The following is a 22702-nucleotide window of genomic DNA, read 5'->3' as shown; positions in this document are numbered from 1 at the left end:
TGATATCCGTTCGAGGAACGATAAATCATGGCAATTTTTGATCGGAATATCTTCGCGAAGACCGCGACGACGCTCGGCGCCCTGCTGGTGTCGGCCTCGATGCTGGCCGGCGTGGCGCAGGCGGGCGAAACGCTCGACAAGATCAAGTCGCGCGGCCAGATCAAGGTCGGCGTCGGCACGCTTCCCGGCTTCTTCGCCCCCGACAGCAACGGCAAGTGGCAGGGCTTCTTCATCGATTTCGGCCGGGCGCTGGCGATCACCGTCTTCAACGATCCGGAAAAGGTCGAGTTCACCTCGTCCTCGCCACAGCAGCGCCTCCCCGCCCTGCAGGCCGGCGAGTTCGACATCCTGCTCTCGGGCGTGACGCAGACCATCACCCGCTCGTTCAAGCTCGGCTTCCATTTCGGCCCGATCATCTTCTATGACGGACAGGGCCTGCTGGTCGCGAAATCCCTCGACGTCACCAAGGGATCGGAGCTCGACGGCGCCACCATCGGCGTGCAGAGCGGCACGACGGGCGAGCTGAACATCGCCGACTTCTTCCGCAAGAACGGCAAGACGTTCAAGCCGGTCGTGATCGAGGACACCAAGGAGTTCGTCGCCGCGCTGGAAAGCGGCCGTGTCGATGCGCTGACGCAGGACGCCTCCGACCTGGCGCTGAAGCGGGCGCAGTTCGCCAAGCCGGATGACTTCCTGCTGCTGCCGGAGCGGTTGTCGAAGGAACCGCTGGCGCCGGCCGTGCGCGCCGGCGACGACCAGTGGCTCGAGATCGTCAACTGGACCGTATACGCGACGATCCAGGCGGAGGAGTTCGGCATCACCAAGGAGAATGTCGACAGCTTCCTGACCAGCGAAGACCCGGCGATCAAGCGCTTCCTCGGCGTCGACCCGTCGCTCGGCGAGGCGATCGGCCTCGATCCGAAGTTCGCCTACAACATCATCAAGACGCTCGGAAACTACGGCGAGATCTACGAGCGCAACATCGGCAAGAACACGCCGGTCGGCTTCGAGCGCGGCTACAACCAGCCCTGGACCCAGGGCGGCCTGCTGTACTCGCCGCCGTTCCGCTAGGCCCGGCACGGCCGATGGCCAGCGACTCCATTCCGGGCGCCCCGGCGCCCGGCCCCCTCTCGCCTCGAGACTTTCTGGGTGAGCGTCCGCTCACCCAGATTTTCGTGTTTGTCGGCATCCTCGCGCTGCTCGGCCTGTTCGGCCAGAGCATGGCGACCAACATGCAGCGCGTCGGCATCACGCCGGGCTTCGGCTTTCTCGCCCGGCCGACCAATTTCGAGATCGGCGAAACGCTGATCGCCTATTCGTCGCAAAGCAGCTTTGCCCGCGCCATCCTGGTCGGCCTCGTCAATACGCTGGTCGTCTCCTTCGTCGGCTGCGTGATCGCCACCATCCTCGGCGTCGCGCTCGGCGTCGCGCGCATGTCGAGCAATCCGCTTCTGGCCGGTTCCGTCCGCGCCTATGTCGAGCTGATCCGCAACACGCCGCTGCTGCTGCAGCTGTTCTTCTGGAGCGCGACGTTCCACGCCCTGCCGTCCGCGCGAAAGGCGCTGCAGCCGGTGGAGGGCGTCTTCCTCAGCAATCGCGGCATCTACATCCCGGCGCTGCGCCTCGAAAGCGGCCTGGCGGAGACCCTGGCCGCGGCCGGCATCCTCGCCGCGACCCTACTGCTCCTGCGCGGCCGGCGGATCGGCCTGTCCTTCCGCGCCCGTGCGCTCGGATCGGGCGCCGGCCTCGCGATCCTCTTCCTGCTTCTCGCCCTGAGCGGGCTGGCGCGCGCCGAACTGCCGGCGCTGAAGGGCTTCAACATCGTCGGCGGACTGTCGCTGACGCCCGAATTCGCGGCGCTGGTCGTCGGTCTCTTCGTCAATTCCTCGGCTCTCGTCGCCGAAATCGTGCGGAGTGGCATCCAGTCGGTGCCGCAGGGCCAGTGGGAGGCGGCGCGCTCGCTCGGTCTGCATCCCGGCCAGATCTTCCGCCTCGTGATCCTGCCGCAGGCGCTCCGGGTGATCACGCCGCTGATGACGTCGAACTATCTGAGCCTGACGAAGAATTCGAGCCTCGCCGTCGCGATCGGCTACCCCGATCTCGTCAGCATCATCAACACCGCCGCCAACCAGACCGGCCAGGCGCTGGAGACGATCATCATCATGGTCGCCGTCTATCTCGCGATCAACTTCTCGGTCTCGATCGCGATGAACCGCTACAATGCGCGCCAGGCCCTGAAGGGGCTCGGCCGATGACGATCGCCTTCTCCGGCCCCGCGCCGGCGGCGCCCCGATCCTCGCCCTGGCGCCAATGGCGACAGGGCCTGTTCGGCTCGCCGGCCAACATCCTGATCACGCTCGGCTTCGCCGCCTTCGTCGCCCTCGTCGTCCTGCCTTTCCTGCGCTGGGCGGTGATCGACGCGACCTGGACAGGGACGGCGCAGGACTGCGCGGCGAGGACCGGCGCCTGCTGGGCCTTCATCGGCGAGAAGACCCGCTTCATCCTGTTCGGCCTCTATCCGAACGATCGCGACTGGCAAGCGGCGACGGCGGTCTTCCTCCTGATCGGCCTCGTCGTCGCGACCGGCATCCCGCGCCTCTGGGGGCGCTGGCTCGCGCTCGCCTGGCCCGTCACCCTCGGCGCCGCGATCGCCATCCTGTCCGGCGCGCTGACCGGGATCTGGGTCGCCACCGACAAATGGGGCGGGTTTCCGGTGACGGCGCTGCTGTCGGTCGTCGGCTTTGCCGCCGCCTTCCCGATCGGCATCGGGCTGGCGCTGGCGCGGCGCTCGAGCATGAAGCTGATCCAGCTTCTCGCCGTCGGCTTCATCGAGACGATGCGCGGCGTGCCCCTGATCGCCGTGCTCTATGTATCCACGCTGCTGCTGCCGCTGATGCTCCCGGCCGGCTTCTCGATCGACAAGCTGCTTCGGGCGCAGATCGCCATCGTCCTGTTCGTCTCGGCCTATATGGCGGAGATCGTCCGCGCGGGGCTGCAGGCGGTGCCAAGCGGGCAATACGAGGCATCGCGATCGCTCGGCCTCTCCTGGGGAACGACCATGCGCCGGGTGGTCCTGCCGCAGGCGCTGCGGGCGGTCATCCCCGCCTTCGTCAGCCTCGCCATCGGCCTCTTCCTCGACACCACGCTGGTGATCGTCATCGGCCTGTTCGATTTCCTGAATACGGCGCGCGTCTCGGCGACCGACCCGAACTGGATCGGCTTCTACAACGAAGCCTACGCCTTCGCGGCGGCGATCTACTTCGCGCTCTCCTACGCCGCCTCGCGCTACAGCCTCTGGCTCGAGCGGCACCTCAGGGCCGTGTCGACATGAAGGCAGGGCCGCGGCGCGGCAGCGCTAGGCATAAGCGACCCAGCCACGGAAGCTCAGCCCCGCGTAGAACAGGCCGACATTCGAGAACCCCGCCTCGCGCAGCAGCGCCTCGTCCTGCTCCGGCGACAGGATCGACAGTCGCGTGGCGATTGCCTGCCGAGCGCTCTCCGCCCGGGCGGGATCGGTCCCGCCGAACGCGACATGACGGGCGATCCACCGCGACCGCTCCGGCTCCGCCTGCGGAAAGCTCAGATGGGCGACGACGAAGGGCGCGCCCGGCGCAAGACGGCGACGGATCTCCAGGAGCGTATGGAGGCGCTGCTCCGGCGGAACGAAATGGAACGTCAGCAGGCAGGTCGCGCCATCGAACGGCCCCGCCGGCGCCGTGTCGATATAGCCTTCCTGCAGGCGGATCCGCCCCGAATGGGCCCCGACGATATCCGCCGCCACGCGCAGCATCTCGGCCGACGGGTCGATGCCGTCGAAGCTCCAGCCGGGATGATCGTCGGCCAGCGCCTTCAGTTCCAGGCCGCCGCCCGCTCCGAGCACCAGCACCCGCCCCTGCTGCGCGACATGCTCGGCCAGCAGCATCGAGGTCATGCGATGAAGGGCGGCAAATCCCGGCACCTGGCGCGGCGGCCCCTCCGCATAGAGGCTCGCATGCGCGCCGCCAAACGCCGGCGTCACGAGGCGGGAAGCGCCCGCCCGTCCATCGTCTCGTTGCATGCGATCTCCTCCGGCCACGGCTGAATTTCATGCAACTATATAAGTTACATTACAGGACAGGCAAGGCCGGCGTTGCGGGCGCCATCAAGCCCGCGCCCTTGTCCTCGGACCAGTTCCTTCGCTATCAGCGAGGCTCACCTTGCAAGGACGGAAGCACATGACGAAGCTGGTTGGAAAAGTCGCCTGGGTCACCGGCGCGGGAAGCGGCATCGGGCAGGCGGTCGCCAAGGCGCTGGCCGGCGCGGGCTGCACCGTCGTCCTGACCGGACGGCGTCGGGAGGCCCTCGACCAGACGGCGGCCGCGATCGCCGAGACGGGCGGCAAGAGCCTCGTCCAGTCCGGCGACCTGACGCAGCCGGAGACCGCCGGGACGATCGTCGCCGAGATCGAGGCGCGGTTCGGACGGCTCGATCTTCTCGTCAACAATGCCGGCGGCAACATCGTCGAGCGCGCCTGGAAGGACCTCACGCCGGCCAGCATCGACGGCCTGATCCACAGCAACCTGTCGGCCGCGCTCTACTGCGCCGCCGCCGCCATGCACCCGATGCGCAAGGCGCAGCAGGGCCAGCTGATCCACATCGCCTCCTGGGCCGGCAAGTTCATCCATCCCGTCAGCGGCCCCGTCTATACCGCTGCCAAGCATGCGGTCGTGGCGATGAGCCAGAGCATCAACATGGAAGAGTACCGGAACGGCATCCGTTCGACCGCCATCCTGCCGGCCGAGGTCGCGACGCCGATCCTGGAGAAGCGCCCGACGCCGCCGAGCGCGCAGGAGCGCGCCGAGATGCTGCAGCCGGCCGATCTCGCCGAACTCGCCCTCTTCATCGCCACGCAGCCGGCTTCGGTCTGCCTCAACGAGGTCGTCATCAGCCCCCGGCTGAACAAGTTCTACGAGAGATAGGAAGGACGCCGATCCTTTCCGGCGTCCGGGTCCGCTCCGGTCCGGACGCCGCTCCCGATCGATCCACCGCGCCGCTCCATCGCAGCGCGGGTCTCCAATCATCAAGACGACTAGTTTCATCGACAAAATAGCAATTCGGTTTTTTCTTCTGCTCGCGCCGCCGCTTCGAGCAAGGAAAGTCCCCGTCGCGCGCCGATCTAGATCGCGACGGTCTCGTCTTTCCTCGGCCTGCCATGCTGGAATGGGGCATGCCCAGTCCCACCCGCCCGGCCCTTCGCCGCCGACCTCGACATGCCCGCCTGTCCCCGCCGAGCCGCGCACGCGTGCCGGCGCATGCCTTCGGCCGCATGCCGGATCCCGTCTTCGCGCCGGCGGCGCCGGACGCTTCCCCCCTCATTCCGTCGACCTGACGTCCCCATGGAGAAAACCATGTCGCTTGCCGCCGCCTACCCCTACACGGCGAATTCCGATCGCTTCCAGGCCGGCGTCGAGACGGCGGCCTTCAAGAACTCGATGCGGTTCCTGGCCGGGGCCGTCAGCGTCATCACGGTCGGACAGGGTCAGGACCTGACGGGCTTCACGGCGACCTCGGTCTCCTCGCTCTCGGCCGACCACCCCTCCATCATCGTCTCGCTCAACCGCGCCTCGTCCTCCTGGCCGGCCATCCAGCGCTACCAGAGCTTCTGCGTGAACGTGCTGGCCGACGACCAGCAGCACGTGGCGGACAATTTCGCCGGCCGGGGCGGCCTCAAGGGCGCCGACCGCTATGAGGGCGCCTCCTGGCAGAAACTCGTCACCGGCAGCCTCGGCCTCGTCGGCGCCCTGACGGTCCTCGATTGCGAACTGGAAGAAGCGATCGAACGGCACTCGCATTCGATCCTGATCGGCTCCGTCCGGGCCATCACGACCACGGCGGAAGCCCAGCCCCTGCTCTACTGGCACGGCGGCTATCGCCAGCTGTCGAACGAGACGGGCCCGGCATCGCGCTGATCCCTTCGCCGCCGGCTCCCGACCGATCGAGCGCCGGCGGCCACTCTCAGTATATTCCAATGCGATTCTCGTATATTTACGAAGCGATCCAAATTTATCCCCCTCCAATCGAAATAATTACTGATCCAAATCCGCCGAATATTTTCTAAATCATCGGACGAATCGCAAACACGATTTCTTTCAGAGGTGGATATCTCATTCTACCCTGATGCAGATGATCGTCATCGATACGATCACGGACAACACACATCGTCGATGTGCCCATTGCCTTGCTCTCGTCACCAAAGTCCTTCTCGGGCGGGTGCGGACAGGGCCTCCATCAGAAACGAATGAAATCATGCGCCTGAAATTCGGCTTCCATGCCCCGTCTCTCGCCCTCGTGGCCATCGCCATGCTCTCGAGCAGCGCCTTCGCCGCCGACGAGGCAGTCAAGGTCGGCCTCGTGACGCGGACCGACAGCAATCCCTTCTTCGTCAAGCTGCGCGAGGATGCCCAGGCCTATGCCAAGACGGCCGGCGCCGAGATCGTCGCCATCACCGGCAAGACGCATGACGACGCCGCCGGCCAGGTCGCCGCGATCGAGGATCTGACCGCACTCGGCGTCAAGGGCATCCTGGTCACGCCGAGCGACGCCGAAGCGCTGAACGACGCCATCGCCAAGGCCCGCGCCGCCGGCATCCTCGTCATCGCGCTCGACGGCCGCGTCTCTCCCGACAGCGCCGTCGACGCCACCTTCGCCACCGACAATCTTCAGGCGGGCGTCCTGCAGGGCCAGTGGGTGCGCGCCGCGCTCGGCGACACGGCGCCCCGCGTCGCCTTGGTCGACGGCACGCGCGGCACCGTCTCGACGCGGGAGCGCCATGACGGCTTCCTGAAGGGCTTCGGCCTGCAGGAAGGCGCGCCCGAGATCATCGCGCAGCAGAACATCTCCAACCAGGCGGAAGCGCAGACGGCGCTGGAAAACTTCTTCCAGAAGGATCCGACCATCAACGCCATCTACACGGTCTACGAGCCGGCGGCGGTCTCCGCCCATGCCGTCACCTCGGCGCTCGGCCTCGCCGGCAAGGTCGCGATCGGCTCGATCGACGGCAGCTGTGACGGCATCAAGGCGGTCGCCGCTGGCCAGGTCGGCGCCACCGTGGTGCAGTTTCCCGGCAAGATGGCCGAGCTCGGCGTCCAGGCCGTGGTCGACTATGCCAGGACCGGCGCCAAGCCGAGCGGCTTCATCGACTCGGGCGCCGTGCTGGTGACCGACAAGCCGTTCGAAGGCATCGCCTCGCAGAATTCCGCCTGGGGCCTGAAGAATTGCTGGTAGCACCCGCCCGCCCGGACGTGGCGGGGAAGGCGAATGAGAACCGTGTGGCCGCGTGGGGAAAATCCCTGCGCGGTCATCCGCTTGTCGGCCCGGCGCTGGCGTTGCTGCTGCTGGTCATCGTCTTTTCCTTCGCCTCCGACCGCTTCCTGACCGCGACGAACGTCTCGCTCGTGCTGCAGCAGACGCTGGTCCTCGGCATGCTGGCGCTCGGGCAGACGCTGATCATTCTGACGGCGGGCGTCGATCTGGCGCTCGGCGCGATCACGGTGCTGGCAACCATCGTCGCCGCCAAGGTCGCCGTCGGCGGCTCGCCGGAAGGTCTGGCGCTGCTGCTGGCCTTCGTCCTGGCGATCGCGGCCTCCACGCTGAATGGCCTGTTGGTGGCGCGGGTCCGCCTGCCGCCCTTCATCGTCACGCTCGGCGCCTTCACCGTGCTGACGGCCGTCTCCTATCTGCTCTCCGGCTCGCGCAGCCAGACGATCCCCAAGGGCCTCCTGACCTTCCTCGGCCAGGGCTTCAGCATCGGCGGCGTGTTCATCAGCTGGGGCATCCCGACCCTGCTGGCCGCCTATGCCCTGTTCGCGCATATCCTCGGCAACACCGCCTGGGGCAAGCACATCTACGCCGTCGGCGACAATCCGGACGCCGCGCGCCTCGCCGGTGTCCGCGTCGAACGGACATTGATCGGCGTCTATGCCGTCGCCGGCCTGCTTTATGCCGTCGGCGCCTGGCTGTCGCTCGGCCGCATTCCCAGCGCCGACCCCAACGCCATGGCCAATATCGCGCTGCAGAGCATCACCGCCGTCGTGCTTGGCGGCACCAGCTTCTTCGGCGGGCGCGGCAAGGTATTGGGAACGCTGACCGGCGCTCTGATCGTCGGCGTGCTGCGCAACGGGCTGACCCTCGCGGGTATCGACAGCCTGTTCCAGGACATCATCACCGGCATCCTGATCGTCGCGACGGTCTCTCTGGATCAATATTCGCGCAGGAAATCCAATTGAGCACTGGTCCCCTCATTCCGGACGGCACCATCCTCGCAGCGCGCAGCCTTGTGAAGACCTATGGTGCGGTCGAGGCGATGCGCGGCGCCGATTTCGACCTGAAGCAGGGCGAGATCCTCGCCGTGGTCGGCGACAACGGCGCCGGAAAGTCCACGCTGATCAAGTCGCTGACGGGCGCGACGGTGCCGGATTCCGGCCAGATCTTCATCGACGGCAAGCCGGTGCAGATCAACGACCCGACGCAGATTCTCGGCGCCGGCATCGGCGTCGTCCATCAGGATCTCGCGCTCTCCGGCGAACTCGATCTGGTCAGCAACCTGTTTCTCGGCCGCGAGATCCGCAAACCGTCCTTCAGCGGCCGCGTGCTGCGAACGCTCGACCGCGCGGCGATGGCGAAGATCGCCGGCGAGCAACTGGCCAGTCTCGGCCTCGGCAACGTCTCGCTGACGACGCCGGTGCGCAAGCTTTCGGGCGGCCAGCGCCAGGCGGTGGCGATCGCGCGCGGCATGGCGTTCGGCGCGCGGGTTCTCGTCCTCGATGAACCGACGGCGGCGCTGGGCGTGCGCGAAACGGCCGTGGTCATCGACCTGATCCGGCGCGTGCGCGACAAGGGCGTCAGCGTCACGCTGATCAGCCACAACCTGCCACAAGTGCTCGAGATCGCCGACCGCATCCACATCCATCGCCAGGGCCGCCGCGCCGCGGTCGTCCGGCCGGCCGAGACGAGCCTTCGGGGCGTGGTAGGCATCATGACCGGCATCGACGAGATCGCCGCCTGAGCGGGCGCGGAGCCCGCCAACAGGCGGGCTCACCATCTCCGCCTTCCCTTCTAGCCGATCAGGCGTTCGACGATGCGATCCGCGACGAATTCGGCGTGCCGGGTCACCTCCAGCAGCCCCATCAACTCGCCGAACGAGCCGCGCGCCAGCGGGCCGGCGACATAGAGGCCCGGCACCGGCGATCCCCCTGCGTCGAGAGCGACGGCTTCGGCATCGACCGCGAGCCCGAGCCCGTAGGCGTCCAGCCCGACGAGGCCCGCGGCATGGAGGGAAGCGATCGCCGGGTTCTCGCGGATAACGGCGGCATGGGCCGGACCGGTCGCGACGATCACCGCGTCATATCGCTCCTGACGGATGGTCCGCCGCGAACGCGGCCGGATATCGATCACGAAGGACCGCGCATCCCGGCTCGCCGCCACGAGCGATCCGGCGAGAACCTCGAGCGTTCCATCAGCGATCCGGCGATCCAGCGCGGCCTCGACCTGCGGCGCGACACGGAAGCGATGCACGTCCCAGAACACTCGCAGGTGACGGACGAGACGGCGGCGCTCGGCCAACGACAGCGCGGCCCAGATCGCCCCGCCCTGGCCGCGCAGCGCGTCGAAGACGGGATGCCAGGTCTCGCCGGCCGTCCGGCCGGCTTCCAGTTCGACGCGGATCTGCCCGAGCAGCTTCAGGACGGTCGGGGCTGGCGCAGTGGTGAAATCGCCGCGCGGCTGCCACGTCCCTGGCGCATGCCCCTTCGAGCGCAGGCCATGGCGGGAGAGCGAGGTGATCTCCCCGCGATGGCCGCGGGCGTCGAGCGAGGCGACGATATCGGCCGAGGTCAGGCCGTTTCCGACGATCAGGACGCGGTCGTCCGGGGCGATGCCCTCCAGCGCGTCCGAGGCATAGGCGTTGGCGACGAAGCCCTTTCGTTCCGCCAGCGGCCGCAGCACGGCCGGCACAGACGGCGCAGGATGGGTCGTCGCGAGGACGAGAACGTCGGCCAGCAGCACGCTGCCGTCCTCGAGACCGATGCGGAAGCGCTTGCCCTGCTTCTCGATCGCGATCGCCCGGGTTTGGCTGTGCCGGACCAGCCCTTCGCCGAGCAGCGGCAGCAGTGTCGCGTCGACATAGAGGCCGAACAGGCGGCGCTGCGGAAAGACGTGGCCGTCCTCCGTCACCGCGCCCCTGTCGGCAGCGCCGGTCCGCTCCAGCCACTCCGCGAAATGGCCTGGCTGTTCGGAGATCAGGCTCATCCGCGCCGCCGGCACATTGATCCGGTGCGCCGCGTCATGGGTCGAATAGGCAAGGCCGGCGCCGAGCAGCGGGCGAGGTTCGACTACCGTGACCGGGCCGAGGCGAGGCAGGCGACGGGCAGCGAGATGATAGGCCACCGCGCCACCCGTGAAACCACCTCCCACAACGACGACAGTCGGCGGCTTTCTGCGGCTTGTCATGAATGGATGCTCATCAGGCTGCCGGGCGATGGTCGCCGGCGATGGTCTCGCCGAAGGGCCCGGTATTGACCGCGCTGCTGCGGGACGGGATCGGATGATCGAGCGGCAAGTTCGGCAGCACGAGCTCGCCGAAGCGATAAGCCTCCTCCAGATGCGGATAGCCGGAGAAAATGAAGGTATCGATGCCGAGACGCCGGTATTCGTCGATGCGTTCGGCCACCGTATCCGGGTCGCCGACCAGCGCCGTGCCGGCGCCGCCGCGCACGAGGCCGACGCCAGCCCAGAGATTGGGCGATACTTCGAGCTTGTCGCGGCGACCGCCATGCAACCGGCTCATCCGCGCCTGGCCTTCCGAGTCCATGCGGGCAAATACCTTCTGCGCCGCCGCAATGGTGTCATCATCGAGATACCGGATCAACTCCTCCGCCGCCGCCCACGCCTTCTCGCTGGTCTCGCGGACGATCACGTGCAGGCGGATGCCGAAGCTGACATCGCGCCCTTTCGCATCGGCGAGGCGCCGCACCGTGTCGAGCTTCTCCGCCACCTGCGCCGGCGGCTCGCCCCAGGTCAGGTACTTGTCAATCTGCTCGGCCGCCACGTCATTGGCCTCGGCCGAGGAGCCGCCGAAATAGAGCGGCGGATACGGAGCCTGCACCGGCGGAAACAGCAACCGCCCATCCTCGATGCGGAAGTGCGGCCCCTCATGCGCGACCGTCTCGCCGCTCAGCACCGCCTTGTAGATATCGAGGAATTCGCGCGTGACGGCGTAGCGCTCGGCATGGCTCAGGAAGATGCCGTCGCCCTTGTTCTCCTGCGGGTCGCCACCGGTCACGACATTGATCAGCAGGCGCCCGCCGGAGATCCGGTCGAGCGTCGCCGTCATGCGCGCGGCCAGTGTCGGCGACTGCAGGCCCGGCCTCACTGCGACCAGGAAGCGAAGGCGGCGGGTCAACGGCGCGAGCGCCGAGGCGATGACCCAGCTGTCCTCGCAGCTGCGACCCGTCGGCAGCAGCGCGCCATAGAAACCGAGCGAATCGGCGGCCTGGGCGATCTGGGTCAGATAGGGGAGATCGACTGCCCTGCCGCCGACGGACGTGCCGAGATAACGGCTGTCACCATGGGTGGGAATGAACCAGAGAACCTTGATGCGCTCGGGCGCGTTCACACTCATGTATATCTCCGATCAATTCAGAATTATTCAGACCTTTCCGCTATCATGGAAAGAAGCGGCAATGTATTAGCGAACAAATCAGGACAAAAGGAAACAATTGCCAATTATCCCTACAAGATAGAAATTCGATGGCTTCTCGCAAACGGCTTCGGCGGAGAGATTTGGACGAAGCGCGCGCCGGCCCTGCCAGCGCGCCCTCCTCCCGTTCAATCAGGATCACCGCATGTCGCTCTCCACCGCATCCGCGATTTCATCCACGCCGGCAGCCAGGCGGATCGCCAGCGACCAGGAGGCACTGGACATTGCCCGGACGCTCGCCGCCGAATTCGCCCGCGGCGCCTCGCAGCGCGACCGCGACCGTCAATTGCCCTGGACCGAGTTGGAGAAGCTGGCCGCGTCCGGCCTGCTCGCCATCACCGTGCCGCGCGAATATGGCGGCATCGACGTTTCGGCTGCGACGCTCGGCGAGGTGTCGGCGATCCTGGCCGAGGCCGACAGCTCGATCGGCCAGATCCCGCAAAACCACTTCTACATCCTCGAGGCGCTGCGAGTGGACGGCACCGAGGCGCAGAAGCGCTTCTTCTTCGGCCGCGCGCTCGCGGGTGATCAGTTCGGCAACGCCCTGTCGGAAATCGGCACCAAGAATGTCGGGCAGCAGAACACCAAGATCGAGCCAGACGGCGACTCCTTCCGCATCAACGGCCGCAAATTCTATTCGACCGGGGTGCTGTTCGCCGACTGGATCGTCGTCTTCGCCAACGACCCGGAAGGACGGACGACCATGTCCTTCCTGCCGCACGACGCGGAAGGCCTGACGGTTCTCGACGACTGGAGCGGCTTCGGCCAGCGGACCACTGGTAGCGGCACTACCATCGTCGACAATGTCCGGGTCGACAAGGACAGCATCGTCGAGCACCAGAAGGGCTTCGATCGTCCGACGACGATCGGCTCGCTCGGGCAGATCATCCATGCCGGCATCGATCTCGGCATCGCTCGCGCCGCCCTCGCCGAAACCCTCGATTTCGTCCGCAACCGCGCGCGCCCCTGGAGCGATGCGGGGGTCGAACGCGCCTCCGACGACCCGCTGACGATCTCGATCGTCGGCAGCCTCGCGATACGCCTAGACGCCGCCAGCGCGCTTCTTGCCGAGGCCGGCCGCAAGGTGGACACCGCGCGCCGTTCGCTTGCCGAGCCGGACGTAATCGCCGCCACCATCGCGGTTGCCGGCGCCAAGGTGCTGACCACGGAAGTGGCGCTCGCAGCCACCAACGCGCTGTTCGAGCTCTCCGGCACGCGCTCGACGTTGATCGAAGAGAACCTCGATCGCCACTGGCGCAATGCCCGCACGCACACGCTGCACGATCCCGTCCGTTGGAAGTACCACGTCGTCGGAAACTGGGTGCTCAACCAGGTCGCGCCGCCGCGCAACGGCGCGCTTTAGGACAGGACGCGTGCGCGGCCGGTTCGACGGCCGCGCACTCTTTCGGGAGCGCGGGATCAGGCGACCTTGCCGATCCGCCACTGGGCAGGATGCGGGGCGCCATTGACGGCGAAATCGCCGATGATCCGATCCTTGTAGATGCGCGGATTGTGAGACGACAGCGTCCGCGCATTGCGCCAGAACCGGTCGAGCGCCACGCCCCTCCGCGTCGCCGAGGCGCCCAGCGCATCGAAGACCGAGGCGGTGGCATCGAGAACCAGGCTGGACACAATGACCTGCGCCTGCGCGACCTCGATATCCGCGATTGCGGCGGCCGCCGCTTCGCCCGCCTCGTCGCCGGCGATCCGGCGCTCGAATGCGCGCTGCACCGCCTCCGCCGCCTTCAGCACGATCGTGCCGGCGGCATAGGCGGCGGCGCGGATGCGGCCGACCACCTGCAGCACCTGCGGATCCTCGCTCGACCGCGCGCCGGCGCCATTGCTGTAATGGCGGGTGCGCGCCGCCACCGCCTCGGCGAGTTCGAGCGCCGCCGCCCGGCCGATACCGGCGAGCGTCGCCAGATGTATAAGCTGGAAGAAGGCCTGGCCGTATCTGACCCGCCCCTCGTCGGCGACCAGCTGCGCCGGCTCGATGGCGACATTGGTGAAGACGGTTGTCCCGCTTGCCGTGCCGATCTGGCCGAAGCCGTCCCAGTCATCGAAGATCTCGACCCCCGGCGCATCCGAGCGCACCAGCACGCCGACCGGCTTGTCGTCTTCGCCGGTCGCGGTGACGTCGATCCACTCGGCGAACAGCGAACCGGTCGTGTAGTATTTGGTGCCGTTCAGCCGCCAGCGCTCGCCATCGCGGTCTAGCCGGGTCGAGAAGGTGAGCTGCTTGGCCTCCCCCACCTCGCTCCAGGCATTGCCGACCGTGTCGCCGGCGACCAGCCGCTCGAACCAGTTCGCCTGCCAGGCCCTCGAGCGCGTGCTGACGATCTCCTCGGCGAAGCCGAAATGCGCGCGCAGCGCCTGCGTGACGTTCGAATCCGCCGCCGACAACTCGATCAGCAAGGCGAAGAGTTCCGGCACCGAGGCGCCGAAGCCACCCTGCTCGCGCGGCACGCGCAGGGCGCCGAAGCGCGCGACCTTCAACAATGCGAGCTCTTCATAGGGCAGCCGACGCGCCACCTCGCGATCGACGGCGCCGGCCGCGATCTGCCGGAAGACGGGCCGGAACGTCGCGGCCAGCGTCTCGTAGGAAGCGCTCGGGCCGGCGCCCCAGCCGGCATCGATCTGCGTCATCTCTGTGGTCCTCGCCTGCGTGAAAAGGAATGGCTTCCGCGATTGCCGGCTGCGCGCCGCGCGCGAGCGGCGGTGCGGGTCGACGGGCGTTGCGCCAGTCCCGGAAGCCGTCCACCAGCGATATCCGATCGATGCCAAGGCGGACAGAAACCCCATCATGCGCTGCGGCACGGGGCTAAAAAATCATTCCCATCGCCGGATCCATCGCCCCGAAGGCCGCCGGCGGGGGAGGAAATTTCCATGGATGCGGCGAAGAAGGATACCCGCTGCCTGTAACCGGTCAACGCGCCCCGCTAGTCTTTTCTTACAAATATTATGAATTTCGAAGGAATTCCCTTTGCCTCGACACATCCGATTCAATGCCTTCGAGATGAACTGCGTCGGCCATCAGTCTCCCGGCCTCTGGGCGCATCCGGACGATCAATCCTGGCGATACAAGGACGTCGAATATTGGGCTGATCTGGCACGAACGCTGGAGAAGGGAATTTTCGACAGCATCTTCATTGCCGACGTTATCGGCTACTACGATGTCTACAAGGGCGACCTTGACGCCGCCTTGCGCCAGGGTGCGCAGATCCCGGTCAATGACCCGCTGCAACTGGCGCTGCCGATCACCCTCAGCACCCAGCATATCGGCGTCGGCATCACCGCCTCCACCTCGTTCGAGCATCCCTATACCTTCGCGCGGCGGCTCTCGACGGCCGACCACCTCACCAAGGGCCGCGTCGCCTGGAACATCGTCACCTCCTATCTGGAGAGCGGCGCCAAGAATGTCGGCGAAGCGGGACTGCGCCAGCACGACAACCGCTATGATGTGGCGGAGGAATATCTCGAGGTTCTCTACAAGCTGCTCGAAGGCAGCTGGGAGGAAGGCGCCGTGCTCCGCGACCGCGAGCGGCGGCTGTTCGCCGATCCGGCCAAGGTGCACGAGATCGGCCATCACGGAAAATACTTCCAGGTGCCGGGCTATCATCTGAGCGAGCCCTCGCCGCAGCGCACGCCGCTGCTGTTCCAGGCCGGCCAGTCCGAGGCCGGGCGGCGCTTCGCCTCCCGCAACGCGGAGTGCGTCTTCGTCGGGGCGCTGACCAAGCCGGCGCTAAAGAACTACGTCTCCGACATCCGCGCCCGCGCCGCGGCCGAGGGACGCGATCCGCGCAAGCTGCTCGTCTACAACCTCATCACCATCATCGTCGACGAGACGGACGCCAAGGCGCAGGCGAAGTTCGAGAAGCTGCAGGAATACGCTTCCTATGATGGCTCGCTCGTCTTCATGTCCGGCTGGACCGGAATCGACTTCGGCCAGTACGCGCCAACCGACCTGGTGCGGCAGGTGGCGCCCAAGGGCCTGACGTCGCTGGTCGAATCCATCGAGGAAACCGGCCGCCCCTGGACGATCGAGGAACTCGCGCGCTGGGGCGGCATCGGCGGCGCCGGGCCTGTCTTCGTCGGATCGGCGGAAACGATCGCCGACATCCTGCAGGACTGGGTCGCGGAAACCGACGTCGACGGCTTCAACATCGCCTATGCGATCACGCCGGGCTCGTTCGAGGACATCGTCGGCTATCTCGTCCCCGAACTGCAGCGCCGCGACGCCTATCCGACCGCCTATGCCGAGGGAACGCTGCGCGAAAAGCTCTTCGGCGATGGCCCCTATCTGCCGGACGATCACCCCGGCGCGCGCTACCGCGACATCGAGGCAGTGAAGGCCGCGGCGCGGCAACGACCCGGCGCAGAAGCCGCCTGACAAAGCCGACACGCTGACATCGCCTGTCGCGACCTTCACCGGGCCCGAACGGCACCAATCCGGATGCTCGCCCCCAGCATGGACGGCGCGAGGTTCCGCTTGCCCTTAGCAAAGGACGATCTGAGCATGAAACGCATCCATCGCCGTGCCTCGCTGGCACGCGGATCCACCGCCCTCGCCACCCTGTTCCTGCTCGCCGGGGGCATCTCGCAGGCGAGCGCCGAGGACGCGACGACGCCGGTCAAGGGCGGCACGCTGATCTACGCGACCGACCGCGAGCCGACCTGCCTCGACCCGCATGTCGACGGCGACATGCCGCAGGTCTTCATCGCCCAGCAATATACGGATTCGCTCGTCTCGCAGGACAAGCAGGGCCGGATCGGCCCCTGGCTGGCGAAGAGCTGGACCATCTCGCCGGACGGCAAGACCTACACCTTCCAGCTCCGCGACGACGTCACCTTCACCAATGGCGAGAAGTTCAATGCCGCCGCGCTGAAGGCGAACCTCGACCACATCAAGAACCCGGCGACGCAATCCTCGACCGCCGGCGGCTACATCCAGCAATATGTCAGCACGGAAACGCCGGACGAATTCACCGCCGTCGTCCACCTCTCCAAGCCCTATGCGGCCTTCCTCGAAGTGCTGGCGCAGGGCTTCCTCGGCATCCAGGCGCCGGCGGCGCTGGCCCGCGACCGCAACGTCAATTGCGAAAGCCCGATCGGCTCCGGCCCGTTCAAGGTGGTGAAGTGGGACCGGCAGAGCGAGATCGTGCTGGAGCGCAACCCCGACTACAACTGGGCGCCGCCGACCGCCGACCACCAGGGCCCGGCCTATCTCGACCAGGTCATCTGGAAGTTCATTCCGGAGCCGTCCGTCCGCTACGCGTCGCTCGCCAGCGGCGATGTCGACGTCATCGAATCCGTGCCGCCGGAATCGGAGGCCGAAGCCGAGCAGAACCCGGACCTGAAGCTGATCGTCACCGATCGCCCCGGCAATCCGACGAATGGCAGCCTCAACATCACGCGCGCTCCGTTCGACGACATCCGCGTCCGCGAGGCCTTCATCCGTTCGGCCGATATCGGAGCCGCGCTCGACAGCGTCTTCTTCGGCCGCTATCGCCGCGCGCCGGGCCCGCTCAGCAGCGTGACGCCCTTCGCCACCGCGGACTTCCAGAGCCTCTACGACTACGATCCCGATCGCGCCGCCAAGCTGCTCGACGAAGCGGGCTGGACCGAGCGGGATTCGGCCGGCATCCGCTCCAAGGACGGCAAGAAGCTCACCATCCACATCCCGATCGGAGACTTCCAGGGCCCGGCCGACCGCTCGCTCTGGGAGCAGATCCAGGCGACCGCCGGTCAGGCGGGCTTCGACGTCCAGCTCGAAAATGTCGGCTTCTCGGACTGGCTCGACCGGGATTCGCGCTGGGACTACGACGTGATCGGCGCGTACTGGAACACCAACACGGCCGACGTGCTGCGGATCGTGCTGAGCTCCGAGTTCATCGGCGCGGCGGGCTCCGGCGGCTACCACCAGAACGCCTCCGGCTTCAAGGACGCCGAATTCGACGCGACCGTCGCCAAGGCGCTGGAAACGCAGGACGAGGCGAAGCGCCGCGAGCTCTATCACCAGGCGCAGAAGATCGTCGCCTCCAACTTCCTGCAGGTGCTGACCTATCCGCAGAGCACTCGCCTCGGCGTCTACAAGACCGCGCAGGGCGTCCGGCTGGAGCCGTCGCTGTCGGTGACGACGCTCTACGACGCCTGGGTCAGCAAATGAGCGCGGGCGTCCTGGCTCTTCCATCGGGTGACGGGCTGGGACGCCTCGGCCGGCGCGTGGCGATCCGCGTGCTGGTCGGTATCCTGGTGCTGCTCGCCTCGGCGACGATCACCTTCTTCGCGCTGAAACTGACGCCGGGCGATCCCGTCCGCGCCGTGCTGGGCGGCCCGACCGCCAATCCGAGCCCGGAGACGATCGCCGCCACCATCCGCGAATTCGGTCTCGACCGGCCACTCATCGTCCAGTACGGCCTCTATCTGGAGCGGCTGGTCTCCGGCAATCTCGGCGTCTCGTTCTCGCAGCGCCAGCCGGTAGCCGCCGTCATCGCCCAGCAGATCGGGCCGACACTGCAACTGACGGCTTCTGCGATGATCGTCGCCTGGGCCCTCGCCCTCGCCTCGGTGATCGGCACGACGCGGCGCAACCGCGTCCTGAGCGCCCTCGGCTCCGGGCTCGAAGCGATCGCGGCGGCGCTGCCGCAGTTCTGGCTGGCGCTCGTCCTGCTCGCGGTCTTCGCCTTCGGGCTGAAATGGTTTCCCCCGCAAAGCCGCGACAGCTTCGCCGGCCTCGTCCTGCCGACGCTGGCGCTCGCCATTCCGCTTGCCGGCTTCCTGGCGCAGGTCACGCGGGAGTCGCTGGAACTGGTGCTCGACCAGCCCTTCATCCTCTCGGCCCGCACGCGCGGCCTGTCCGATCTGTCGGTGCGTCTGCGCCATGCGCTTCGCCACGCCATCCTGCCGGGCATCAGCCTCTCGGCTTGGGCGGTGGGCTCGCTGATCGGCAATGCCGTGCTCATCGAGGTGATCTTCTCGCGGCAGGGTCTCGGCCGCATCCTCTATCAGGCCGTGACGCGCCAGGACATTCCGCTGACCATTGGCGTCACGCTGGTGGTGACGGTCGTCTACATCCTCGCCAGCACCATCGCCGACATCCTCTTCGTCCTCGTCGATCCCCGTATCAAGGCAGCCACGCGATGAGCTTTTCCGACACGCTCTCGATCCGCTCCGGCGCCTGGCGGCTGCCGGCCCTTCGACTGCCGCCGCTGCGAGCGATCCTCGCCGGCGTGTTCCTGCTCGCCCTGGCGCTGGCCGCCATCGAGCCGCGCCTGTTCACCGCCGCCAACCCGCTGGCGATCGCGCCGCGCGAAGCATTCCAGCCCCCGAGCTGGGTCCATGTCTTCGGCACGGACCAGTCCGGCCGGGACATCTTCACCCGCGTCATCTATGGCGCGCGCCAGTCGCTGCTGCTCGGCATCGGCGCCGTGGCGCTATCGATGAGCGTCGCCATCGTGCTCGGCCTGATCGGCGGCTTGGGCGGCCGCTTCGCCGAGCGTGCCGTCTCCTGGCTGCTCGACGTGCTGTTCTCCTTCCCGACACTGATCCTGGCGCTGCTTTTCGCCGCCCATCTCGGCAGCGGCATCGGCCCGCTGATCATCGCGACCGGCATCGGCACGGCGCCAGGCTACGCCCGGATGGTGCTCGGACAGGTGATCGCCGCCCGCAATGCCGGCTATGTCGAAGCGGCGCGCGCGCTCGGTCATCCGCCGATCCGCACCATCGCGCGGCAGATCCTGCCCAACGCCATGCGGCCGCTGATCGTCACCATCACCATGGGCATCGGCCAGGCGATCGTCTGGTCCTCGGCGCTTTCCTTCCTCGGCCTCGGCGCCAAGCCCCCGGCGGCGGAATGGGGCACCATGCTCGCCATGGGCCGCGATTTCGTGCAGCGCGCCTGGTGGCTGACCTTCTTCCCCGGCTTCTTCATCGTGCTGACGACCCTCGCCACCACCGTCTTCGGCCGCTATCTGCAGCGCCGGCTGGAAGGACGCGGCGCATGAGCGGATCGTCCCTGATCGTCGACGGACTCTCCGTCGAGCTTGGCCATGGCGCGAGCCGTCGCCGCGTCGTCCACGACATTTCCTTCACCGTCGAGCCCGGCAAGGCCGTGGCGCTGGTCGGCGAATCCGGCTCCGGCAAGAGCGTCACCGCGCGCACGCTGGTGGGACTGGCCGGCAGCGGCGCCGGCATCTCGGCAAAACGGCTGCAGTTTGGCAATAGAGACCTGCGCCGGCTCGGCGACCGGCAATGGCGCGGCCTGCGCGGCAAGGATATCGGCTTCGTCCTGCAGGACGCGCTGGTCTCGCTCGATCCGCTGCGGCCCGTCGGCGACGAACTCATCGAGGCGCTCGCCGCGCATGGCTGGGGCAACCGCGAGACCCGGCGGCAGCGCATGCTGGAACTGCTCGATCTCGTCGGCATCCCGGAGCCGCAGCTCCGCGCCCGCCAGCGGCCCGACCAGCTTTCCGGCGGCCTGCGCCAGCGCGCGCTGATCGCGACCGCTCTGGCGCTCGATCCGGCCATCGTCATTGCCGACGAACCGACCACCGCGCTCGACACCACCGTACAGGCGCAGATCCTCAGAGTTCTGGAAGCGGTGAAGCAGCGCGGCAGCGGCCTGCTGATCATCAGCCACGACCTCGCCGTCGTCTCGCAGATCGCCGACGAGGTGGTCGTCATGCACCAGGGCGACGTCGTCGAACAGGGCCCGACCGACATCGTGCTCGGCCAGCCAAGCCACGCCTATACCCGCCTGCTGCTCGGCTCGGTCCCCGGCGCACGGCGGCACAAGGCCCGCGCCGCCGCCAGTGCCGCCAATGCGCACATCGTGCTGGAAGCCTCAGGGCTGTCCAAGACCTATGTCGGGCCCGATCGGCAGGATCGCCGCGTCGTCGACGACGTCAGCTTCACGCTCCGCTCCGGCCAGACGCTGGGAATCGTCGGCGAATCCGGCTCGGGCAAGACGACGGCGGCGCGGATCGCGCTCGGCCTCGTCGGACCCGACCAGGGTGAAGTTACCTTCGACGGCAGCCGCTGGAACGCAGCCGGAAAAGACGCCGTCCCCGAGCGGGAGCGCCGGCCGCAGCGGCCGCATTTTGGCGTGATCTACCAGGATCCGCTCAGTTCCTTCGACCCGCGCTGGAATGTCGGGCGGATCCTCGCCGATGCGCTCGAAGCCGGCGGACTGCCGCGCCGCCAGCATACCGAGCGGATCGCATCGCTGCTGGAGAAGGTACGGCTTCCAGCGGATTACGCCAGCCGCTGGCCGTTGCAGCTTTCCGGCGGCCAGCGCCAGCGCATCGCCATCGCCCGCGCCATTGCCTCGAACCCGAAGGTGATCGTCTGCGACGAACCCGTCTCGGCGCTCGACGTCTCCGTCCAGGCCCAGGTGCTCGACCTCCTGCGCGAATTGCAGGACGAACTGGGCGTCTCCTATCTGTTCATCTCGCACGATCTCGGCGTCATTCGCGAAGTCAGCGACGAGGTCGTGGTGATGCTGGACGGCAAGGTCATCGAGCGCGGCGCGACAGAAGATCTGTTCGCCAATCCGCAGCACGAATTCACGCGCCGCCTGCTCGCTTCCGCGCCGCATCTTCCCGGTTCGGGCGCAGCGCCGCCATTCTAGTCGCCTTAGGCGCGCTACGGACTCTTCATTGCCGAAGGCCAGGCCGACAAGGCCAATTTCTGCAAGCCGGCAACAAAACTCAAAGAGAGCCCCGGCGGCTTGCCTGTATTCTTAAAGTAATTCTTTACGTCGCGAGCCCTAGGGTGCTCGGAACGCCGAGATGATCCCGCCGCTTCGGGGATGATCTCGGCGGCTGTCGTCATGCTCGAACAGGATATCGCACAAGATGAAGATGCAGCTCGTCGCGATGGCGGCAGTTCTGGTCGGAGGTCTCTCGGTCGCAGGGCCGGCAACGGCGCAGGATGCAGCGACTGTCCGGGTCGGCACGCTGGCAGCGACGCCGCAGCCCATCAACCCGGCCAAGGAATTCGTCGGCCGCATCGAGGCGCGCGAACGGGTCGATGTCCGCGCCCGCGTCACCGGCTTCCTGCAGGACGTGCTGTTCGAGGACGGCCAGACGGTCAAGGAAGGCGACCTGCTCTACCGGATCGAGCCGGAACCGTTCCAGGCGGCGCTTTCGCGCGCGCAGGGCGCGCTCGACCAGGCCCGCGGCCAGTCGGCCTATGCCGACCAGCAATATGCACGCGCCGAAGAACTGCTGAAGACCCAGACCGGCACCGCCGCGACGCGTGACCAGCGCCTCGCCGAGCAACTGACCGCCAAGGGCAATGTCCAGATCGGCGAAGCGAATGTCCAGACCGCCCAGATCGACCTCGGCTACACGGAGATCAAATCGCCGATCTCCGGCCTGATCGGCCGCACCGCCGTGACCAAGGGCAATGTCGTCGGCCCGGACCGCGGCGTGCTGACGACCATCGTCAGCCAGGATCCGATGCATGTGATCATCCCGGTCAGCCAGCGCGAATTCCTGAAGCTGAAGAGCGACGACCGCACCGCCGCCAAGCAGGAACTGACGGCGCTCATCCGCTTTTCGGATGGCTCGGCCTACGACCATCCCGGCAAGATCGACTTCATCGACGTCTCCGTCGACCGCGCCACCGACAGCGTGACGATGCGGGCGGAAGTGGCAAATCCGAATGGCCGCCTCATCGACGGCCAGCTGGTCAAGGTGACGATCGAGCTCGAAAAGCCGGTCGAGAAGATCCTGGTGCCGCAATCGGCGCTGCTCGCCGACCAGCAGGGCTTCTATGTCTTCGTGGTCGAGGACGGCAAGGCTGCCGTCCGCCGGGTCACCCTCGGGCGCGAGGTCAACATGAACGCCAGCGTCGAGACCGGCCTGTCGCCGGGCGACCAGGTAATCGTCGAAGGCCTCGCGACGGTGCGCCCCGGCGCGCCGGTCTCGACCTATCCGGCCCCCGTCCTGCCGAAGGCGAGCTAAG

General features: G+C 67.3%; 19 protein-coding genes. 15 read left to right on the top strand and 4 right to left on the bottom strand.

Annotated features, from left to right (window positions below):
• The first annotated feature begins 99 nt into the window (after positions 1-99).
• Genes WFK98_RS02815 through WFK98_RS02805 form a run of 3 tightly spaced genes read left to right on the top strand, consistent with a single transcriptional unit; the run spans position 100 to position 3331 of the window.
• Positions 100-1071: an amino acid ABC transporter substrate-binding protein gene (locus WFK98_RS02815; RefSeq protein WP_420909633.1), complete on the top strand. Its 972-nt coding sequence runs from the start codon at positions 100-102 to the stop codon at positions 1069-1071.
• A gap of 14 nt (positions 1072-1085) precedes the next feature.
• Positions 1086-2255 carry an amino acid ABC transporter permease gene (locus WFK98_RS02810; RefSeq protein ID WP_336799205.1) on the top strand — a complete coding sequence of 390 codons (1170 nt, stop codon included), beginning with the start codon at positions 1086-1088 and terminating at the stop codon, positions 2253-2255.
• Entirely contained in the window at positions 2252-3331 is a 1080-nt protein-coding gene (locus WFK98_RS02805) for an amino acid ABC transporter permease (protein ID WP_336799204.1), read from the top strand. Before WFK98_RS02810 ends, WFK98_RS02805 begins: the two co-directional genes overlap by 4 nt.
• A 24-nt stretch (positions 3332-3355) precedes the next feature.
• Here WFK98_RS02805 and WFK98_RS02800 read toward each other — a convergent pair whose 3' ends face one another.
• On the bottom strand, positions 3356-4057 hold the full coding sequence (locus WFK98_RS02800) for a class I SAM-dependent methyltransferase (RefSeq protein WP_336799203.1): 702 nt from the start codon (positions 4055-4057) through the stop codon (positions 3356-3358).
• A 157-nt stretch (positions 4058-4214) separates the two neighbouring features.
• Here WFK98_RS02800 and WFK98_RS02795 point away from each other — a divergent pair, with 157 nt between their 5' ends.
• The 5 genes from WFK98_RS02795 (at position 4215) to WFK98_RS02775 (ending at position 9043) form a co-directional block, all read left to right on the top strand.
• Positions 4215-4958 (top strand): SDR family oxidoreductase, encoded by a 744-nt coding sequence (locus tag WFK98_RS02795; RefSeq protein ID WP_336799202.1) that lies wholly within the window; start codon positions 4215-4217, stop codon positions 4956-4958.
• A 429-nt stretch (positions 4959-5387) separates the two neighbouring features.
• Positions 5388-5948: a flavin reductase family protein gene (locus WFK98_RS02790; protein ID WP_420909629.1), complete on the top strand. Its 561-nt coding sequence runs from the start codon at positions 5388-5390 to the stop codon at positions 5946-5948.
• A 337-nt stretch (positions 5949-6285) separates the two neighbouring features.
• Positions 6286-7263, top strand: a complete 978-nt coding sequence (locus tag WFK98_RS02785) for a substrate-binding domain-containing protein (RefSeq protein WP_336799201.1) — start codon at positions 6286-6288, stop codon at positions 7261-7263.
• Positions 7264-7307: 44 nt separating this feature from the next.
• Positions 7308-8264: an ABC transporter permease gene (locus WFK98_RS02780; protein ID WP_336799200.1), complete on the top strand. Its 957-nt coding sequence runs from the start codon at positions 7308-7310 to the stop codon at positions 8262-8264.
• Positions 8265-8341: 77 nt separating this feature from the next.
• Complete coding sequence (locus WFK98_RS02775; RefSeq protein WP_442907372.1) at positions 8342-9043, top strand: ATP-binding cassette domain-containing protein; 702 nt, start codon at positions 8342-8344, stop codon at positions 9041-9043.
• Between the two features lie 50 nt (positions 9044-9093).
• On the opposite strand, the gene WFK98_RS02770 is transcribed toward WFK98_RS02775, so the two are convergent.
• Complete coding sequence (locus WFK98_RS02770; RefSeq protein WP_266339305.1) at positions 9094-10485, bottom strand: FAD/NAD(P)-binding protein; 1392 nt, start codon at positions 10483-10485, stop codon at positions 9094-9096.
• Positions 10486-10498: 13 nt separating this feature from the next.
• Positions 10499-11656 (bottom strand): FMNH2-dependent alkanesulfonate monooxygenase, encoded by a 1158-nt coding sequence (gene ssuD / locus WFK98_RS02765; RefSeq protein WP_336799198.1) that lies wholly within the window; start codon positions 11654-11656, stop codon positions 10499-10501.
• 223 nt (positions 11657-11879) lie between these two features.
• Here ssuD and WFK98_RS02760 point away from each other — a divergent pair, with 223 nt between their 5' ends.
• A complete protein-coding gene (locus WFK98_RS02760; protein WP_266339303.1) occupies positions 11880-13097 on the top strand; it encodes an SfnB family sulfur acquisition oxidoreductase in 1218 nt (405 codons plus the stop codon).
• A gap of 56 nt (positions 13098-13153) precedes the next feature.
• Here WFK98_RS02760 and WFK98_RS02755 read toward each other — a convergent pair whose 3' ends face one another.
• Positions 13154-14380 carry an acyl-CoA dehydrogenase family protein gene (locus tag WFK98_RS02755; RefSeq protein WP_266339302.1) on the bottom strand — a complete coding sequence of 409 codons (1227 nt, stop codon included), beginning with the start codon at positions 14378-14380 and terminating at the stop codon, positions 13154-13156.
• A gap of 337 nt (positions 14381-14717) precedes the next feature.
• Here WFK98_RS02755 and WFK98_RS02750 point away from each other — a divergent pair, with 337 nt between their 5' ends.
• The 6 genes from WFK98_RS02750 (at position 14718) to WFK98_RS02725 (ending at position 22701) form a co-directional block, all read left to right on the top strand.
• Positions 14718-16124, top strand: a complete 1407-nt coding sequence (locus tag WFK98_RS02750) for an LLM class flavin-dependent oxidoreductase (protein WP_336799197.1) — start codon at positions 14718-14720, stop codon at positions 16122-16124.
• A gap of 126 nt (positions 16125-16250) precedes the next feature.
• Positions 16251-17900: an ABC transporter substrate-binding protein gene (locus WFK98_RS02745; RefSeq protein ID WP_336799196.1), complete on the top strand. Its 1650-nt coding sequence runs from the start codon at positions 16251-16253 to the stop codon at positions 17898-17900.
• Complete coding sequence (locus tag WFK98_RS02740) at positions 17897-18877, top strand: ABC transporter permease (RefSeq protein ID WP_336799195.1); 981 nt, start codon at positions 17897-17899, stop codon at positions 18875-18877. Before WFK98_RS02745 ends, WFK98_RS02740 begins: the two co-directional genes overlap by 4 nt.
• Positions 18874-19737 carry an ABC transporter permease gene (locus tag WFK98_RS02735; RefSeq protein WP_266339298.1) on the top strand — a complete coding sequence of 288 codons (864 nt, stop codon included), beginning with the start codon at positions 18874-18876 and terminating at the stop codon, positions 19735-19737. The genes WFK98_RS02740 and WFK98_RS02735 overlap by 4 nt, the downstream gene beginning before the upstream one ends.
• Positions 19734-21362: an ABC transporter ATP-binding protein gene (locus tag WFK98_RS02730; protein WP_336799194.1), complete on the top strand. Its 1629-nt coding sequence runs from the start codon at positions 19734-19736 to the stop codon at positions 21360-21362. Before WFK98_RS02735 ends, WFK98_RS02730 begins: the two co-directional genes overlap by 4 nt.
• A gap of 226 nt (positions 21363-21588) precedes the next feature.
• The gene (locus tag WFK98_RS02725; protein ID WP_266339296.1) at positions 21589-22701 is read left to right on the top strand and encodes an efflux RND transporter periplasmic adaptor subunit; all 1113 of its coding nucleotides are present in this window, start codon (positions 21589-21591) and stop codon (positions 22699-22701) included.
• The last annotated feature ends 1 nt before the right edge of the window (position 22702 follow it).

The organism is Kaistia sp. MMO-174 (assembly GCF_037147815.1).
Taxonomy (GTDB): Bacteria; Pseudomonadota; Alphaproteobacteria; order Rhizobiales; family Kaistiaceae; genus Kaistia; species Kaistia nematophila.
The sequence above is the reverse complement of the archived record's forward strand: the minus strand, read 5'-3'. Positions and strand labels throughout refer to the sequence as shown.